The 17,925-nt window shown below is 75.0% G+C and carries 13 protein-coding genes and 1 pseudogene; 8 read left to right on the forward strand and 6 right to left on the reverse strand.

The window, feature by feature from the left end:
* The first annotated feature begins 44 nt into the window (after positions 1–44).
* Together AB0E83_RS06245 and AB0E83_RS06250 are read left to right on the forward strand one after the other, a co-directional pair.
* Positions 45–2,873 carry a DEAD/DEAH box helicase gene (locus tag AB0E83_RS06245; protein ID WP_362106672.1) on the forward strand — a complete coding sequence of 943 codons (2,829 nt, stop codon included), beginning with the start codon at positions 45–47 and terminating at the stop codon, positions 2,871–2,873.
* A gap of 267 nt (positions 2,874–3,140) precedes the next feature.
* Positions 3,141–4,448 carry a cytochrome P450 gene (locus AB0E83_RS06250; RefSeq protein WP_362106877.1) on the forward strand — a complete coding sequence of 436 codons (1,308 nt, stop codon included), beginning with the start codon at positions 3,141–3,143 and terminating at the stop codon, positions 4,446–4,448.
* Between the two features lie 12 nt (positions 4,449–4,460).
* On the opposite strand, the gene AB0E83_RS06255 is transcribed toward AB0E83_RS06250, so the two are convergent.
* Both AB0E83_RS06255 and AB0E83_RS06260 read right to left on the reverse strand, forming a co-directional pair.
* Entirely contained in the window at positions 4,461–5,381 is a 921-nt protein-coding gene (locus AB0E83_RS06255; protein ID WP_362106675.1) for an ADP-ribosylglycohydrolase family protein, read from the reverse strand.
* A gap of 115 nt (positions 5,382–5,496) precedes the next feature.
* Positions 5,497–6,306: pseudogene (locus AB0E83_RS06260) on the reverse strand (hypothetical protein); the annotation flags it as partial.
* A 237-nt stretch (positions 6,307–6,543) separates the two neighbouring features.
* Between AB0E83_RS06260 and AB0E83_RS06265 the strand changes: the two are divergent.
* Entirely contained in the window at positions 6,544–7,242 is a 699-nt protein-coding gene (locus tag AB0E83_RS06265) for a MerR family transcriptional regulator (RefSeq protein WP_362106678.1), read from the forward strand.
* A 129-nt stretch (positions 7,243–7,371) separates the two neighbouring features.
* Here AB0E83_RS06265 and AB0E83_RS06270 read toward each other — a convergent pair whose 3' ends face one another.
* Both AB0E83_RS06270 and AB0E83_RS06275 read right to left on the reverse strand, forming a co-directional pair.
* Positions 7,372–8,220: a siderophore-interacting protein gene (locus tag AB0E83_RS06270; protein WP_362106681.1), complete on the reverse strand. Its 849-nt coding sequence runs from the start codon at positions 8,218–8,220 to the stop codon at positions 7,372–7,374.
* A gap of 101 nt (positions 8,221–8,321) precedes the next feature.
* Positions 8,322–9,242, reverse strand: coding sequence for a 5'-3' exonuclease (locus AB0E83_RS06275; RefSeq protein WP_362106880.1), 921 nt, complete (start codon positions 9,240–9,242; stop codon positions 8,322–8,324).
* A gap of 261 nt (positions 9,243–9,503) precedes the next feature.
* Here AB0E83_RS06275 and AB0E83_RS06280 point away from each other — a divergent pair, with 261 nt between their 5' ends.
* From AB0E83_RS06280 to AB0E83_RS06295, 4 genes are all read left to right on the forward strand, one after another.
* Entirely contained in the window at positions 9,504–10,553 is a 1,050-nt protein-coding gene (locus AB0E83_RS06280; protein WP_362106684.1) for a glycine betaine/L-proline ABC transporter ATP-binding protein, read from the forward strand.
* Entirely contained in the window at positions 10,546–12,354 is a 1,809-nt protein-coding gene (locus AB0E83_RS06285) for an ABC transporter permease/substrate binding protein (RefSeq protein WP_362106687.1), read from the forward strand. Before AB0E83_RS06280 ends, AB0E83_RS06285 begins: the two co-directional genes overlap by 8 nt.
* A gap of 304 nt (positions 12,355–12,658) precedes the next feature.
* Positions 12,659–13,210 (forward strand): cupin domain-containing protein, encoded by a 552-nt coding sequence (locus tag AB0E83_RS06290; protein ID WP_362106690.1) that lies wholly within the window; start codon positions 12,659–12,661, stop codon positions 13,208–13,210.
* Complete coding sequence (locus AB0E83_RS06295) at positions 13,207–13,950, forward strand: helical backbone metal receptor (RefSeq protein WP_362106693.1); 744 nt, start codon at positions 13,207–13,209, stop codon at positions 13,948–13,950. The genes AB0E83_RS06290 and AB0E83_RS06295 overlap by 4 nt, the downstream gene beginning before the upstream one ends.
* On the opposite strand, the gene AB0E83_RS06300 is transcribed toward AB0E83_RS06295, so the two are convergent.
* Positions 13,877–15,037, reverse strand: a complete 1,161-nt coding sequence (locus AB0E83_RS06300; protein WP_362106696.1) for a TDT family transporter — start codon at positions 15,035–15,037, stop codon at positions 13,877–13,879. The two genes, AB0E83_RS06295 and AB0E83_RS06300, sit on opposite strands and share 74 nt — an antisense overlap.
* A 70-nt stretch (positions 15,038–15,107) precedes the next feature.
* On the opposite strand from AB0E83_RS06300, the gene AB0E83_RS06305 reads away from it, so the two are divergent.
* Positions 15,108–16,154: a LysR family transcriptional regulator gene (locus AB0E83_RS06305; protein WP_362106699.1), complete on the forward strand. Its 1,047-nt coding sequence runs from the start codon at positions 15,108–15,110 to the stop codon at positions 16,152–16,154.
* Positions 16,155–16,178: 24 nt separating this feature from the next.
* On the opposite strand, the gene AB0E83_RS06310 is transcribed toward AB0E83_RS06305, so the two are convergent.
* Positions 16,179–17,810 (reverse strand): amidohydrolase, encoded by a 1,632-nt coding sequence (locus AB0E83_RS06310; RefSeq protein WP_362106702.1) that lies wholly within the window; start codon positions 17,808–17,810, stop codon positions 16,179–16,181.
* Between the last annotated feature and the right edge of the window lie 115 nt (positions 17,811–17,925).

Raw genomic sequence — 17,925 nt, forward strand, 5'->3', positions numbered from 1 at the left:
AGATCGCGTCACTGTCGGAGGGGGCGGGTAGTCTCGAAGACAAGATGACAGAGGACCTCACCCCAGCCGAGGCGTACGCGGCCGCACGCGCGCGCAACGCAGAGCAGGCCACCGCACTGGCCCCCTTCCGAGAGATGTACGAGTTCGGTCTGGACCCCTTCCAGATCGAGGCGTGCCAGGCTCTCGAAGCGGGCAAGGGCGTGCTCGTCGCCGCCCCCACGGGCTCCGGCAAGACCATCGTCGGCGAGTTCGCCGTCCACCTCGCCCTCACCCAGGGCCGCAAGTGCTTCTACACGACGCCCATCAAGGCGCTGTCGAACCAGAAGTACGCCGACCTCGTCAAGCGGTACGGCACCGACAAGGTCGGCCTCCTCACCGGCGACAACAGCGTCAACGGCGACGCGCCGATCGTCGTCATGACCACCGAGGTTCTCCGCAACATGCTCTACGCGGGGTCCCAGGCCCTCTCCGGCCTGGGCTACGTGGTCATGGACGAGGTCCACTACCTCTCCGACCGCTTCCGCGGCGCCGTCTGGGAGGAAGTGATCATCCACCTCCCCGAGTCGGTCACCCTCGTCTCCCTCTCCGCGACCGTGTCCAACGCCGAGGAGTTCGGCGACTGGCTCGACACGGTCCGCGGCGACACCGAGGTCATCGTCTCCGAGAGCCGCCCCGTGCCGCTCTGGCAGCACGTCCTCGCCGGCCGCCGGATGTACGACCTCTTCGAGGAGGAGACCGACCACGGCGGCCGCGGCGCCTCCCGCCGCGAGGTCAACCCCGACCTGCTCCGCCTCGCCCGCACCGAGAACACGCGCACGTACAACCCCCGCGACCGGCGCCGGGGCAAGATGGTCCGCGAGGCCGACCGCGAGCGCGAGCGGCGCCAGCGCTCCCGCATCTGGACCCCCGGCCGCCCCGAGGTCATCGACCGCCTCGACAGCGAGGGCCTCCTCCCCGCCATCACCTTCATCTTCAGCCGGGCCGGCTGCGAGGCCGCCGTCCAGCAGTGCCTCTACGCCGGCCTGAGGCTCAACGACGACGACGCCCGCCTGCGCGTCCGCGAGATCGTCGAGGCCCGCACCGCCGCCATCCCCACCGAGGACCTGCACGTCCTCGGCTACTACGAGTGGCTGGAGGCGCTGGAGCGCGGCATCGCCGCCCACCACGCCGGCATGCTGCCCACCTTCAAGGAGGTCGTCGAGGAGCTCTTCGTCCGCGGCCTCGTCAAGGCCGTCTTCGCCACCGAGACGCTCGCCCTCGGCATCAACATGCCGGCCCGGACGGTCGTCCTGGAGAAGCTGGTCAAGTGGAACGGCGAACAGCACGCCGACATCACCCCGGGCGAGTACACCCAGCTCACCGGACGCGCCGGCCGCCGCGGCATCGACATCGAGGGCCACGCCGTCGTGCTCTGGCAGCGCGGCCTCGACCCGGACCACCTCGCCGGTCTCGCCGGCACCCGCACCTACCCGCTGCGCTCCAGCTTCCGGCCCTCCTACAACATGGCCGTCAACCTGGTCGAGCAGTTCGGCCGGCACCGCTCCCGGGAACTCCTGGAGACCTCCTTCGCCCAGTTCCAGGCGGACCGCTCCGTCGTCGGCATCTCCCGCCAGGTCCAGCGCAACGAGGAGGGCCTCGCGGGCTACCGCGAGGGCATGACCTGCCACCTCGGCGACTTCGAGGAGTACGCGCGGCTCCGCCGCGACCTCAAGGACCGCGAGACGGAACTGGCCAAGCAGGGCGCCGCCCAGCGGCGCGCCCAGGCCGCCGCCTCCCTGGAGCGGCTGAAGCCCGGCGACGTCATCCACGTGCCGACGGGCAAGTTCGCCGGCCTCGCCCTCGTCCTCGACCCCGGCCTCCCCGCCGGCCGGACCGACGGCCACCGCGGCTTCGAGTACCACGACGGTCCCCGGCCCCTCGTCCTCACCGCCGAGCGGCAGGTCAAGCGGCTCGCCTCCATCGACTTCCCCGTGCCGGTGGAGGCCCTGGAGCGGATGCGCATCCCCAGGACCTTCAACCCGCGCTCCCCGCAGTCCCGCCGGGACCTCGCCTCCGCGCTGCGCTCCAAGGCCGGGCACATCAACCCCGAGCGGCACCGCAAGCAGCGCTCCGGCGCCGCCGACGACCGCGAGATCGCCCGGCTGCGCACGGCCATCCGCGCCCACCCCTGCCACGGCTGCGACGAGCGCGAGGACCACGCCCGCTGGGCCGAGCGCTACTACCGCCTCCAGCGCGACACCAAGCAGCTGGAGCGGCGCATCGAGGGCCGGACGAACACCATCGCCCGCACCTTCGACCGGATCGTCGCGCTCCTCACCGAACTCGACTACCTCCGCGACGACGAGGTCACCGGCAACGGCAAGCGGCTCGCCCGGCTCTACGGCGAGCTCGACCTGCTCGCCAGCGAGTGCCTGCGCGAAGGCGTCTGGGAGGGGCTCGACCCCGCCGAGCTCGCCGCCTGCGTCTCCGCCCTCGTCTACGAGGCCCGGCAGGCCGACGACGCCGTGGCGCCCAAGGTGCCCGGCGGCCGGGCCAAGGCGGCGCTCGGCGAGATGGTCCGCATCTGGGGCCGGCTCGACGCCCTGGAGGAGGAGTTCAAGATCAACCAGGCGGAGGGCGTGGGCCAGCGCGAGCCGGACCTCGGCTTCGCCTGGGCCGTCCACCAGTGGGCCTCCGACAAGAGCCTCGACGAGGTGCTGCGCGAGGCCGAGATGCCCGCGGGCGACTTCGTCCGCTGGTGCAAGCAGGTCATCGACGTCCTCGGACAGATCGCCGCCGCGGCGCCGAAGGAGAACAGCACGGTCGCGAAGAACGCGCGCAAGGCCGTGGACGCGCTGCTGCGCGGCGTGGTGGCGTACAGCTCGGTCGGCTGACGCCTCGTCATATCCCTTGCGAGGGGCCCGTGATGGAGGACATCACGGGCCCCTCCGCATGATCGGGACCGGTTGTCCACAGGGGGTTGTCCACAGGGGTGGCGCGGCACCGGAGCCTTCCGCTTGCATGGACTCGCACACAGGGAGAGCGAGTTGGGGGAGGGGACGTACGTGACCACACGCGCCGGCACCGGGACCGGATCCGACAGCGGCACGCGGCCGGAGGGGGCCGGGGCCGGCACCGCCGTCGTCGAAGGACCGCGCGGGGTGCCGCTGCTCGGCAACCTGCCGGCCTTCGGCAAGGACCCCCTCGCCTTCTTCGAACGGCTGCGGGAGCGCGGCGACTTCGTCCGCTGGCGGTTCGGCCCCCGCCCCGCCCTCTTCATCGCCCACCCGGACGACATCGGCGAACTGCTCACCGGGATCGAGCACACCTTCGACCAGCCCGACCTGGGCATCGCCATCCGCACCCTCCTCGGTCACGGCGTCGTCGTCGCCAAGGGCCGCGACTGGCGCCGCAAGCGCTCCCTGGTCCAGCCGTCCGTCCGCCCCAAGCAGGTCCGCTCCTACGCGGCCACCATGGCGGAGTGCGCCGTCGCCCTGGCCGACCGCTGGAGCGACGGACAGCGGGTCGACATCAAGAAGGAGATGGCCGCCCTCACCCAGCTCATCGCCGTCCGCACCATCTTCGGGACGGACACCGCGGCCGACGCCGAGGCGATCGGCCGGGCCATGGATGTCGCGCAGCGGGAGATCGGGGCGGAACTCAGCGGCATCGGGGCCCTCCTGCCCGACTGGGTCCCCACCCCGGGCCGCGCCCGCATCAGGAAGGCCACCGCCGTCATCGACGCCGAGGTCTCCCGGCTGGTCTCCCGCCACCGCGACGGCGGCGAGGACCGGCCCGACCTCCTCAGCCGGCTCCTCACCGCCCGCGACGAGACCGGCGCCCCGCTCTCCGACCGGGAGATCCGCGACGAGACGGTCACGCTCTACGTCGGCGGCCACGAGACCACCAGCTCCACCCTCGTCTGGGCCTGGTACCTGCTCTCCCGCCACGAGAAGGTCCGGCGGACGCTGACCGAGGAACTGGACCGGGTCCTCGCCGACCACGAGCCCGGCCACGACGACTACACCTCGCTCGCCTACACCCAGGCCGTGGTCAAGGAGACCCTGCGGCTCTACCCCACCATCTGGCTCCTCACCGGCATCGCCAAGGAGGGCGCCACCCTCGGCGGCACCCCGATCCCGCCCGGCACCCGCGTCTGGTCCAGCCAGTGGTCCACCCACCGCGACCCCCGCTGGTACGGCGACCCGGAGGCCTTCCGCCCCGAGCGCTGGCTCACCGACGCCGAGGGCCGCCCGGCGGAGGAGATCCCCGAATACGCCTGGTACCCCTTCGGCGGCGGCCCCCGCGTCTGCCTCGGCACCCGCTTCGCCCTCGTCGAAGCGGTCCTCGTCCTCGCCACCCTGGCCCGCCGTTACGACCTGGACGTGGAGGCCGACGAGATACGCCCGGCCCCGAGCCTCACCCTCCAGCCGGACCGCGAGGTGACGGCCCGGGTCCGGGCGCGGTGACAGGCGGAGGGCTCACACCAGGGCGACCGCCAGCGCCCGCAGCTCGTCCGCGCGCAGGACACGGCCGCCGAAGCCGGGGAGGGGGACATGCAGGGCGGCCGTCCAGCGGCCCGGGATCGCCCCGGCGCCGTGGGCGGCGCCGGCCAGCATGCCGGTGACGGCCGCCACCGTGTCGGTGTCCCCGCCGAGGTCGACGGCGGCGGCCACCGCTTCCTCGAAGGAGGCGGTGGTGCGCAGCGCCCACACCGCCGACCCGAGGCAGGGCCACACCGCCCCGTTGAACTCCGTCGCGTCCTTCGGCCGCCAACCGGGATCCAGGACGGTGGCCCAGCGTTCCCGGTGGGGCGGATCCACCTCCGCCAGGGCGTCCGGAAGCGCGGTCAGCGGGTCCTCGCCGAGCAGGGCGACGCGGACCAGCTCGTGCAGGAGGGCCGTGCCCTCCCACGCGGCCCGGTCCCCGTGGGTGAGGGCGGCGAGCCGGCGTCCGGCGTCCATGGTGGCCCTCCGCCCCCGGGAGGCGAAGTGGACGGCGGAGGTGGAGGCCCGCATGAGGCAGCCGTTGCCCGCCCCGCGGCCTTCCACCTGGAAGTCCAGGGCGGCGGCCAGGTCCCACGGCTCGCCGCCCAGCAGCACCCGCTCCGTCAGGAGGCCGATGTCCTTGGGGTCGGCCGCCGCCCAGCGGCGGAAGCGGTCGAACACGTCGGGGAGGTCGAGTCCGCCCCGGTCGAGCAGCGACTCCCCGACGAGCACGGCCATCTGGGTGTCGTCCGTGGCCTCCCCCGGATCCCAGCCGCCGCCTCCGCACAACTCCCCGGAGCCGTCCGGGAATCGGGCACGGAAGGCGCCGGGGAGGCCGAACTCGAAGGGGGCGCCCAGGGCGTCGCCGACGGCGGAGCCGAGGACGGCGCCCGCGGCGCGGTCGGGGGAGGTCATGGCGCCAGCGTAGGCGCCTCGGGGGCGGGGGCGGGGGCGGGGGCGTGGGGAGAGGGAGAGGGAGGGGTGGGGGGGCCCGGAGGGAGAGGAGGGCGGCTGTCACGGTGAGGCAGGCGAGGACGGCCGCTGCCGTGAGGACGGTGGCGTCGGGGTGGAGGAGGGGCAGGCCGCGGAGGGCCTGCCAGGTGAGGAGGGCGAAGGTCGCCGCGTAGGCGGCGGAGGCGGTGAGGACCAGGCGGAGCCGGACCCGGGGGTCGGCGAGGCGGGGGAGGCGGGGGGCCAGGGCGGTCAGGACGAGGAGGAGGAGCGGTACGAGCTGGAGGGCGTGCATGCCGAAGAAGTGGGCGACGCGCAGGTCGCCGCCGGTGGCGGCCCAGCCGGTGACCGGGAGCGCGGGGCCGCCGTCGGGGACGCCGACGCTGTGGGCGCCGACGATCGGCGGGTCGCCGGCGGCGCGCTGAGCGGGGGTGGGCCGGGTCATCAGGAAGCCGACGGCGGCGCCCGCGAGGGCGATCAGGGAGGAGAGGCGGACGGCCCAGGCGGTGGCGCGGTCGAGGAAGCGGGCGCGCAGCAGGAGGACGGCGATGGTCAGGGCGCTCAGCCAGAGGATCACCACGGTGAGGCCCATGGCCTGGAAGACGGCGGCGTCGAAGGGCGTCTCCAGGTTGAAGTGGCTCTGCCGGCCGCGGATCACCTGGAGGGTGATCAGCGCCATCTCCAGGGCGCTGGTCGCCGTGACGACCGTGCCGGCCCACCAGCCCACTCGCCGGCCGCGCGGCAGGAGGCTCAGCATCCAGGCGAGCGACAGCGCGTAGGCGACGAACGAGACGGCGAACTTGAAGGGCTTCGACCAGATCGGGACGCCGACGAGGGTCCGGTCGTCGAAGACGATCCCGCCGGCGCTGATCACCGCGAAGACGGCCATCGCCGCGGCGAACCAGAGGAGGGGCCGGTGCAGGCGGCCGTCCGGGGAGGGGGACGGGGGCGGGGGCGGGGGTGCGGGGAGCGTCGGGGCGGAGGCGGGCATGGGTGTGCGCGTGGACATACGGATCCCCCCGTAGTCAGCATGGATAGTGGCACTCGCCACTATCTGATAGTGCCACTATCTATGATGGAGGGGAGCCCGGCAAGGCCGGAAGTGCAGGGGAAAGGTGAACGCGCGGTGCGCATCGGTGAGTTGAGCCGCAGAACCGGGGTCTCGGTGCCCACGATCAAGTTCTACGTACGGGAGGGACTGCTCCCGGCCGGGCGGCTGACGAGCCCGAACCAGGCCGCGTACGAAGAGACGCACGTGCGGCGGCTCCGCCTGATCCGCGCCCTGATCGACGTCGGCGGGATGTCCGTGGCGGCCGTCCGCGAGGTGATCGCGGCCGTCGACGACCCCGACCGGCCCGTCCACGAGCTGCTCGGCGAGGCCGCCCACCGCATGGTGCCCCGCTACGGCGACGAGCCCGTCGGCGACGAGGAGTGCGAGGACGGGAGCGAGGGGCCCGGATCGGCCGAGGCGCGCGAGCGGGTCGAGGCGCTGATCGACGCCAGGGGCTGGAGCTCCCGTCCGGACAGCCCGGCGGGGCGGTCCCTGGCGGTCGCTCTCACCGCCCTCGACTCCGTCGGTCACGGGCGGTTCGCCGAGGTGCTCGACGTCTACGCGGACGCGGCCGAGCGGATCGCCCGGGTCGACCTGGAGTACGTCGCGCACCACGTGGCCCGCGAGGAACTCGTCGAGAGCGTCGCCGTCGGCACCGCCCTCGGCGACGCCGTCTTCGCCGCGCTCCGCCGCCTCGCCCACACCGACGCCTCGTACCGCCTCTTCGGCCGGGGCGAGAAGGACGAGGAGGGCGAGAAGGGCGGAAGGGGGTGAGACGGGGAGGGGTGGAGGGCCGGGGGCGGCGGTCGCCCGCGCCCCGCGCGCCCCGGACGCGGGGCCGGCGCGGGGTGGGGGGGGGCCCCCGCCCCCCCCCCCCACCCCTCCCTCATGTCCACGGACCGGTCAGGCGGCCTGCGGGGCCTCCTGCTCCCGCTCCACCTGCTCGTTCCACTCGCGCTTGATCGCGCGCCACCCCTCGTCCGTCTTGCCCAGGCGCCAGTAGCCCGAGATGGACAGCCGCTCGCGCGGCACCTGGCGCTCCATGCGCAGGTGGCGGCGGAGCTCCTTCACGAAGCCGGCCTCGCCGTGGACGAAGGCGTGCACGTCGCCCGCCGGGAAGTCCAGGGCGCGCACGGCCTCGACCAGGGCCTCGCCGACCGGGCGGCCGGACCGGTGCAGCCAGGTCACCTCGACGCCCGCCGCGGTCGCGAACTTCTGCTCGTCGGCCGCGTCCTCGACCTCGACGAAGGCGTGCACCCGCGCGCCGGCCGGCAGCCGCTCCAGGGCCACCGCGATCGCCGGCAGCGCGCTCTCGTCGCCGACGAGGAGGTGCCAGTCCGCCGCCGGGTCCGGGGCGTAGCCGCCGCCGGGGCCGAGGAACCGGACGGTCTCGCCGATCTGGGCGCGGGCCGCCCACGGGCCCGCCAGGCCCTCGTCGCCGTGGACCACGAAGTCCACGGTGAGCTCGCGCAGGGCCGGGTCCCAGGCGCGCACGGTGTAGGTGCGGGTGGTCGGCCACTGCTCGCGCGGGTACGCGGCCCGGATCCGCTCCATGTCGAAGGGCTCCGGGTAGGTCACGCCCTCGGGGGCGAAGAGCAGCTTCACGTAGTGGTCGGTGAACTCGCCGGCGTCGAAGCCGTCCAGCCCCGGGCCGCCGAGGACGACCCGCACCATGTGCGGGGTGATCCGCTCCGTGCGCACCACGCGCGCTTCGGTGGCCCTGGGGGCCTTGCGGGCCGGCTGCTCTGCCACGGCGGACTCTCCTGACTGCCTGAGGGGGCGATGCGGTGAGGCGCCCGAGCCCCGGCCGCGGCCAGGACTTAGGCATGCCTAAGTTAACACCCCCGGGGCGGTCATGTCCCGGCGTGCGCGCCCGCGAGCACCGGCAGCAGCCGGCCGACCGCCCCGCCGAGACCCCAGCGGGCCACCAGCGCCTCCAGCGCCGCGGGGTCGCGCGGGGCCGCCGGGAGGGCCGGGTCGAACTCCGGCAGCGCCACGTCCCGCGCCACCCGGACCACCGCCGGCGCCACGTCCAGATAGGCCGCCGCCTCCACGATCCCGCGCCGCTTGGCCGGGGTGAGCTTCGAGGCGGGGTCTTTGGCCGCCGCCCGCACGCCCGCCAGGTCGCCGTACTCGGTGATCAGCTGCGCGGCCGTCTTCTCGCCGATGCCCTTGACGCCGGGCAGGCCGTCGCTGGCGTCGCCGCGCAGGGCGGCGAAGTCCGCGTACTGGTCGGGGCGCACCCCGTACTTCGTACGGATCAGCTCCGCGTCCACCAGGTCGCAGTCGCCGACGCCCTTGCGCGGGTACAGCACCCGGACCGCCCGCTCGTCGTCGACCAGCTGGAAGAGGTCCCGGTCGCCGGTGACGATGTCCACCGGGCCCTTCGCCCGCTCCGCCAGGGTGCCGATGACGTCGTCCGCCTCGTACCCGGCCGCCCCGATCCGGGCGATGCCGAGCGCCGCGAGGACGGACTCGATCACCGGTACCTGCGGGGCCAGGAACCCCGGGATCTCCTCCCTGTCCGGCCCGGTCTCCGTCTCCTCGGCCACCCGGTGCGCCTTGTACGAGGGGATGAGGTCCACCCGCCACCGCGGCCGCCAGTCGTCGTCCCAGCAGGCGACCAGCTCGTCCGGCCGGTGGTCCTGCACCAGCCGGCCGATGAAGTCGAGCAGCCCCCGCACGGCGTTCATCGGCGTCCCGTCCGGGGCGCGGACGGAGTCCGGCACGCCGAAGTACGCGCGGAAGTAGAGGCTGGCGGTGTCCAGGAGCATCAGGCGTCGCGTCACCCCCCGATCATGCCGCACCCCACCGACAGCGGGGCGCAGCCGTCCGCTCCGGGGGTCGTCGTGACCCCTGTCACCTTTGCGTTTGCCCCCGGGGGCGGGGGGCAGGCGCGTGCCCGGAGCGGACCCGGTAAGGGGCCCTGAGCAGTGGGCCCCGTACATGGCGGGTGTCGCGGGCAGATCCCGCCCCGCTCCACGGCCCGCGCGCGGGGGTGGCGGGCCGTTTTCCCTGCTACCCGTGAGGTGAATGTGTCCAGGCTCCAGGCCGACCACCTGTTCAAGGTGTTCGGCAGACGACCCGCCGAGGAATCCGCCGCCGTCCGTGCCCTCGTGGACGGCGCCGACCGCGACGCGCTGCGCGAGGACGGCGTCACCGCCGCCGTCGTCGACGCGTCGTTCGTGGTCGAGCCGGGCCAGATCTTCGTGGTCATGGGCCTCTCCGGATCCGGGAAGTCGACCCTCCTGCGCATGCTCAACGGCCTGCTCGAACCGACCGCGGGCCGCGTCCTCTTCGACGGCGACGACCTCACCGCGCTCTCCCCCCGCGCCCTGCGCGAGGTCCGCTCCCGCCGGATCAGCATGGTCTTCCAGCACTTCGCGCTCTTCCCGCACCGCACCGTCCTGGAGAACGCCGGCTACGGCCTGGAGGTCCAGGGCGTCCCGCGCGCCGAGCGCGAGAAGCGCGCCGCCGAGGCACTGGAGCTGTGCGGCCTGGCCGGCTGGGAGACGTCCTGGCCGGACGAGCTCTCCGGCGGCATGCAGCAGCGCGTGGGCCTCGCCCGGGCGCTCGCCACCGACGCCGACCTGCTGCTCATGGACGAGTCCTTCAGCGCCCTCGACCCGCTGATCCGCCGCGACATGCAGGACCAGCTCCTGGTGCTCCAGAAGAAGCTGAAGAAGACCATCGTCTTCATCACCCACGACCTCAACGAGGCCATGCGCCTCGGCGACCGCATCGCCGTCATGCGCGGCGGCCGGATCGTGCAGCTCGGCACCGCCGAGGACATCCTCGTCCGGCCCGCCGACGACTACGTCGCCTCCTTCATCCAGGACGTCGACCGCTCCCGGGTGCTCACCGCCTCCGCCGTCATGACCGCGGCCGACGGCCCCGTCGACCCGGACGCCCCGGTCGCCGGCCCCGACACGCTCCTCGCCGACCTGTGCGCCCTCGCCGCGGCGGGCCCGCACCCGGTGACCGTCCAGGACGCCGGCGGCTCCGCCCTCGGAGTCGTACGGAAGGAAGAACTGCTCGCCGTGATGGGCGGGCTCGCGGCCGAGGAGGTGACCGCCGGTGCCTAGGCTTCCCCTCGGCTCCTGGGTCGACAGCTCCGTCGACTGGCTCCAGGCGCGGCTCTCCTGGCTGTTCGACGCCGTCAGCTCCGGCATCACCGGCCTGTACGACGGCATCGACGCCGTCCTGTCCGCCCCGCATCCGCTGCTGCTCGCCGGCATCCTCGCCGTCGTCGCCTGGTGGCTGCGCGGCCTCGCCGCCGGGCTGCTCTCCTTCGCCGGCCTCGTGCTCGTCGACTCGGTGCAGCTGTGGGACGAGGCGATGGCGACGCTCTCGCTGGTCCTCGTCGCCACCCTCGTCACCCTGGTGATCGCCGTTCCGCTCGGCATCTGGGCGGCCCGGTCGAAGACGGTCAGCGCCGTGCTGCGGCCCGTCCTCGACTTCATGCAGACCATGCCGGCGATGGTCTACCTCATCCCCGGCATCATCTTCTTCGGCGTCGGCGTCGTCCCCGGCATCATCGCCACCATCGTCTTCGCGCTGCCGCCCGGCGTCCGCATGACCGAGCTCGGCATCCGCCAGGTCGACGCCGAACTCGTCGAGGCCGCCGAGGCGTTCGGCACCACCCCGCGCGACACCCTGCTGCGCGTGCAGCTGCCGCTCGCCGTCCCGACGATCATGGCCGGCGTCAACCAGGTCATCATGCTCGGCCTGTCCATGGTCGTCATCGCCGGCATGGTCGGCGGCGGCGGACTCGGCGGCGCCGTCTACCGGGCCATCGGCAACGTCGACATCGGGCTCGGCTTCGAGGCCGGCGTCTCCATCGTCGTCCTCGCCATGTACCTCGACCGGATGACCGGCGCGCTCGGCCGCCAGGTCTCCCCGCTGGGCCGCCGCGCCCTCGCCAAGGCCCGCGCCGCCACCGCCCGCCGCCGCACCGCGCAGCTGTGGGCGCACCGCCCGCAGCCCGTCACCGCCCTCGTCGGCATCGTCGTCCTCGCGCTCGTCGCGGGCGGCTCCGGCTTCCTCGGCGGCTCCGGCGCCACCTCCACCACCGCCGCCGGGCAGGGCGCCGGCCACGGCAAGAAGATCAGCATCGGCTACATCCCGTGGGACGAGGGCATCGCCTCCACCTACCTGTGGAAGGAGCTCCTGGAGCGCCGGGGCTACGAGGTCGAGACCAAGCAGCTGGAGGCCGGCGCGCTCTACACCGGCCTGGCCGGCGGGCAGCTCGACTTCCAGACCGACGCCTGGCTGCCCGTCACCCACGCCTCGTACCTGGAGAAGTACGGGAACAAGCTGGAGGACCTCGGCTCCTGGTACGGCCCGACCTCCCTGGAGCTGTCCGTCCCCTCGTACGTGAAGGACGTGAAGTCCCTCGCCGACCTCAAGGGCAAGGGCGACCGCTTCAAGGGCCGCATCGTCGGCATCGAGCCCAGCGCCGGGATGATGGGCATCCTCAAGGACAAGGTGCTGAAGGAGTACGGTCTGGAGGGCGAGTACGAGGTCGTCGACGGCTCCACGCCCGGCATGCTCGCCGAGCTGAAGCGCGCCCACGACCGCCGGGAACCGGTCGTCGTCACCCTCTGGTCGCCGCACTGGGCCTACTCCGCCCACGAGCTGACCAAGCTCGCCGACCCCAAGGGCGTCTGGGGGAAGGGCGACGGCGTCCACACCCTCGCCCGCAAGGGCTTCACCGAGGAGAACCCCGAGGTGGGCGCCTGGCTGAAGGAGTTCGAGCTCACCGAGGAGCAGCTCACCGGCCTGGAGAAGGAGATCCAGGAGTCCGGCAAGGGCAAGGAGCAGCAGGCCGTCCGCGCCTGGCTCGACGGACAGCCCGGACTCGCGGAGCGCCTCGCCCCGCAGTGACGCGCGCGCTCCGCGGTGACGTGCGCTCCGCGGTGGCGCGGAATCCGCGGTGACGCGGAATCCGCGGTGACGCGGGACCCGCCGTGGCGCGGACCCCGCGGTGACGCGGAATCCCCCGTGACGCGCGCTCCGCCGTGACGCGGAATCCTCACCCACCGGGAAGGGGCGGTCGCCGGCCGTGACCGGCGGCCGCCCCTTCCCGGCCTCCTTTCCGCCACGACGCGAAACCCCGGCCCAAAGCTGCGTAAGGTTCAGGTAACCGGCCGGTACGCGACGAGGCAGCCAGCAGAGGGAGGGAGCCGCCATGGACGAGAAGGAAGCACCCCGCGTGGGCGCGGCCGTCAAGAGGCGCCGCCGGGCCCTGAAGCTCACCCTGGCCGTCGTCGCCTCCCGCAGCGGCCTCTCCGTGCCCTTCCTCAGCCAGATCGAGAACGAACGGGCCCGCCCCAGCCGCCGCTCCCTCGAACTGGTCGCCGAAGCCCTCCAGACCACCGCCGCGGAGCTGCTCGCCATCGCCGAGGCCGCCCGCACCGTCGACGTCGTCCGGGACGGCGAGGGCACCGAGGCCATGCCGGAGGGCGTCCGGCGCCTGGTCCGCGGCCGGCACCAGCTGCACGCCCTGGAGTTCACCGGCGAACAGGACGCCGGCCGCGAATTCCAGCACCGCAACGACGAGTTGCTGTACGTCGCCGACGGCGCCGCCGAGGTCGAGGCGGAGGGCCGCGCCCACCGGCTCGGCCGCGGCGACACCCTCTACCTCTCCGGCGGCGTCCGGCACCGCTGGCGCGCCACCGAACCCGGCACCCGCCTCCTCGTCGTCGCCGTCGCCGACCACGTCGAGGTCGAGGAGGAGTGATCCACGTCAGGGGCCGGGCCCCGCGGGTCGTCTCCCTCGTCCCCTCGCTCACCGAGGCGGTCGCCGTCACCGCGCCCGGAGCGCTCGTCGGCGCCACCGACTGGTGCGCCCACCCCGCCGGGCTCGGCGTCGCCCGGATCGGCGGCACCAAGAACCCCGACGTGCCCGCGGTCCTGGCGCTCCGCCCCGACCTGGTCCTCGCCAACGAGGAGGAGAACCGCGCCCCCGACCTCGCCGCCCTGCGGGACGGCGGCGCCGAGGTCCTCGTCACCGAGGTCCGCACCCTCGACCAGGGGCTGACCGCCCTCGGCGACGTCCTCGCCGCCTGCGGCGCGCCCCGCCGCCCCCGCTGGCTGGCGGAGGCGGAGGAGGCGTGGGCCGGCGCGGAGCCGGTGGGGGAGGGGATCACCGCCGTCGTACCGATCTGGCGGCGGCCCTGGATGGTGCTCGGCCGGGACACCTTCGCCGGCGACCTCCTCGCCCGCCTCGGCGTCCGCAACCTCTACGCGGACCACCCCGAGCGCTATCCGAAGGTCCCGCTCGACGAGCTGACCGCGGCCCGGCCGCGCCTGGTGGTCCTCCCGGACGAGCCGTACCGCTTCACCGCCGACGACGGCCCCGAGGCGTTCCCCGGGGCCGCGGCCGCGCTCGTCGACGGGCGGATGCTCACCTGGTACGGGCCGTCGCTGGCGCGGGCACCCCGGCTGCTCGGACGGGCCCTGCGAGCAGCGCTCCGCTGACCAGGCCGCGCACGGTGCGGACGGCGGCCACCAGCCAGGCCGCGGCGAGGAACGCGTACAGGACGATCGCGAGCCAGCGGAAGGCGGCCAGGCCGGTGTGGCGGGCGAGCCCCTCGGCGCCGGTGACGCAGGTGCCGACGGGGAAGGTGAAGGCCCACCAGGTCATGGCGAAGCCCATGCCCGCGCGCCGGGCCCGCACCACCATCGCCCCCGCGAGCGCCAGCCACAGCAGCGCGAAGCCCATGACCGGCACGCCGTAGAGGACGGCGAAGGCGGCGAAGCCGTGCGCGTAGGCGTCGGGGAGCACCCCGGCGGCGGAGTCGGCGAAGGCGTTCGCGGCGGTGGTGGACTGGCCGAGCGGGCCGAGGACGAGGAAGAGCGTGGGGGTGAGGGCGAGCGGCAGCGGCCCGTCCAGGACCAGCCGGCCGAAGACCAGCGGCAGCATCACCAGGGTGGCGAGCAGGCTGACGCCGAACATCGCGTGGCAGCCGAGGAGGAGGGTCTGCCGGGCCTGACCCCCGGGCAGGTGGGGGAGGAGCAGCGGGCCGAGCGCGGCGGAGACCATGGGGGCGACGACGGGCAGCAGCCAGACCGGGGAGGCCCGTTCGATCCGGTGCCGGACCACCATCAGGTACGGCACGGCCACGGCGGCGGCCAGCCCCACCGCCGTGCCGGCGGTGAGCAGGACGGCGCCGAGGGCGACGGACGCGGGGGCGCCGAGCCACTCCCCGCCGAGGGTCAGCGTGCCGCCGCCGACGGCGAGCAGCGCCATCGCCAGGCAGCCGTAGAAGGGGGCCACGGCCGGGTCGAGGAGATGGGCGCGGGCCTGGTCGCGGTGGCGGTGCCAGTGCGCGGCCCGGGCCGTGAGCAGGGTCAGCAGCATCGCGAGGGAGAGCGCCCAGACGGCGGTGCAGGCGGTACGGAGACCGGGCACGGTGACGGGGAGCGCGGCGCCCGCGGTGCCGACGACGGAGGTGCCCATCACGGAGGCGTACCAGTTCGGTCCGAGGTGACGGACCGACCGGGGGACGCGGGCGCGCGGGGTGGTGGCGCCGAGGCGGGGGCGGGAGGGTGCGAGGCTTGCCATGGCCCCACCGTCGTCGTTCCGGCCCGCCCCCACCAGGGATCATGCGGCTATGACGTCATAAGCTGGCCTTATGAGCAGGGAGCATGGCGGCGACGCGGGTACGGGGCGGGGCGCGGGCGGCGGCCCGGGCGGGGGCCGGACGGCCGCGGCCGCGATCGCGGCCGCCGGGGGCGGCGGCACGGCTCCGGCGCGGGAGCCCGGGGCGGCCCACCTCTCCCACCGCGTCCCCGACCTCGGCGCCCTCGAACTCCTCCTCGCCGTCGCCCGGCACGGCAGCCTCGGCGCCGCCGCCCGCGACGTCGGCATCACCCAGCCGGCCGCGAGCAGCCGGATCCGCTCCATGGAGCGGCAGCTCGGCGTGGCGCTCGTGGACCGCTCCCCGCGCGGCTCCCGGCTCACCGACGCGGGCGCGCTGGTCACCGACTGGGCGCGCCGGATCGTGGAGTCCGCCGAGGCCTTCGACGCGGGGGTGCAGGCGCTGCGCGGGCGGCGGGACTCGCGGCTGCGGGTGGTCGCCTCGATGACGATCGCCGAGTACCTGCTGCCGGGGTGGCTGATCGCGCTGCGCGCCGAGCGCCCGGACACCGCGGTGTCGCTCCAGGCGGGGAACTCGGCGGTGGTCGCGGAGCGGCTGCTCGCGGGGGAGGCGGACCTCGGGTTCGTCGAGGGCCTGGCCGTGCCGGACGGGCTCGACGGCACGGTCGTGGCCCACGACCGGCTCGCGGTGGTCACCGCGCCCTCCCACCCGTGGGCCCGCCGGCGCGCCCCGGTCGAGCCGGGCGAGCTGGCGGCGACCCCGCTGGTGCTGCGGGAGCACGGCTCGGGCACCCGGCAGGTCCTCGACGCGGCCCTCGCCGCCCACGGCGGCCTCGCCCGTCCGCTGCTCGAACTGGCCTCCACCACCGCCGTGAAGGCGGCGGCGGTCAGCGGCGCGGGCCCGGCGGTCCTCAGCGAGCTGGCGATCGCCGAGGAGCTGTCGTCCCGCCGGCTGGTCGCCGTGCCGGTCGAGGGGGTGCGGCTCAGCCGCGACCTGCGCGCCGTCTGGCCGACGGGCCACCGCCCCACGGGCCCGGCCCGCGACCTGCTCTCCCTGACGCGGGCCCGGCCGACGGGCTGAGGACCGGCCGGGCTTCCGCCGGGGCTACAGCCGCGGCGCCCGGTGGGTGACGCGGCCGTCGACGGCGGTGAGGAGCACCGGGACGTCCGGGAGCTCCGCGGCCGGCGTGGTGAGGGGGTCGGCGGCCAGGACCGTGAGGTCGGCGCGGTACCCGGGCGCGAGCCGGCCGGCGATCCGCTCCTCGCCCGCCGCGTACGCCGCGCCGGCCGTCAGGCCGCGCAGCGCCTCCAGGGCGGTCAGCGCCTGCCCGGGGCCGTGCGGCGGCTGCGTCAGGTCGCGGGTGGGGCGGCGGTGCACGGCGCCGGCGAGCACGCCGAGCGGCGGGAACGGCGCGATCGGCCAGTCCGAGCCCAGGACGACGGTCGCCCCGGAGTCCACCAGGTCGCGGCAGCGCCAGGCGCGCCCGGCGCGCTCCTCGCCGAGCCGGCGCGACCAGTTGTCGGTGTGGTCGGCGCGGGTGAAGTCGCAGCAGTGGGTGGGCTGCATGGAGGCGATCACGCCCAGCTCGGCGAAGCGGCCCAGGGTGTCGTCCGGCACGGTCTCGATGTGCTCGACCCGGTGCCGCACCGCCGTACCGCCGCCGGTCGCGCGCGCCTTCTCGACGGCGTCGAGGACGTGGCGGACGGCCGCGTCGCCGATGGCGTGGGTCGCGGTCGGCACCCCGGCGCGGTGGAGCGCGCCGATGATCTCCGTGTACGCCGCCGGGTCCGGCCAGAAGGCGTGCGTGGACTCGCCGTGGCAGTCGGGCTTCTCCAGCCAGGCGGTGCCGTTGTCGATGGTGCCGTCCATGAAGAGCTTCACGCCGGCGACCTGCCACAGGGCGCCGCCCCGGCCCTGGAGCGCGATCAGCTCCCGGACGCCGTCCTCGTCGGTGCCGGGCTGGCACCAGGGGGCCACGCGGAGCCGCAGCGGCAGCCGTCCGGCGGCGTCCAGCTCGGCGTACAGGTCGAGGCTGTCGCCGTTGGCGTCCATCACGTGCCCGCCGGTGAGCCCGGCGGCCGCCATCGCGTCCAGGGCGGAGGCCAGCCGCTCCAGGCGCTCGGCACGGGTCGGCCGGGGCGCGACCCGCTCGACCAGCTCGCAGGCGGCGTCCTCCTGGAGGAGGCCGGTCGGGCGGCCGTCGGCGTCGCAGACGACCTCGGCGGAGGCCTGGGCGAAGGTGCGCGGGCCGTCGACGCCGGCGAGTTCGAGGGCGCGGCGGGAGGCGAGCGCGGAGTGCGCGTCGAAGAGGAGCAGGAAGGCGGGGACGCCGTGGAGGACGGTGTCGAAGGGCGCGATGCCGACCGGCCGGTCGCCGAAGACGTTCGGGTCGAGCCCCCAGGCGAAGAGCCACTCGCCCCGGCGCAGGCCGCGGACCTCGCGCCCGAGCGCCTCGCGGACGTCCGCGAGGTCGGTGCAGCCGGAGAGGTCGAGGCCGCCGGTCAGCTCGGCGCCGGTGACGGGGTGGACGTGCCCGTCGACGAGACCGGGGGTGACGACGGCGCCCTTCAGGTCGACGACGGTGGTGCCGGCCCCGGCGAGCTCCCGCACCTCGCGGTCGTCGCCGAGCGCGGCGATCCGCCCGTCCCCGCCCACGGCGAGCGCGCTCGCCGGGAGGAAGGCCCCGGTCCCGGGGTCGAGCAGGCGGGCGGAGTGGAGGACGAGTCGGGTGGACACGATGGGGCTCCTTGCGGTGGTGGTACGGGCGGGGCGGGGCGGTCACGGGCGGGGGCGCCTCCCCGGCACCCGCGACCCGCGGGGGCCCGCCGGGCGCCGGCGGCGGGGTGGCCCG

It is taken from the genome of Streptomyces sp. NPDC035033 (genome assembly GCF_040636735.1).
Lineage (GTDB): Bacteria > Actinomycetota > Actinomycetes > Streptomycetales > Streptomycetaceae > Streptomyces.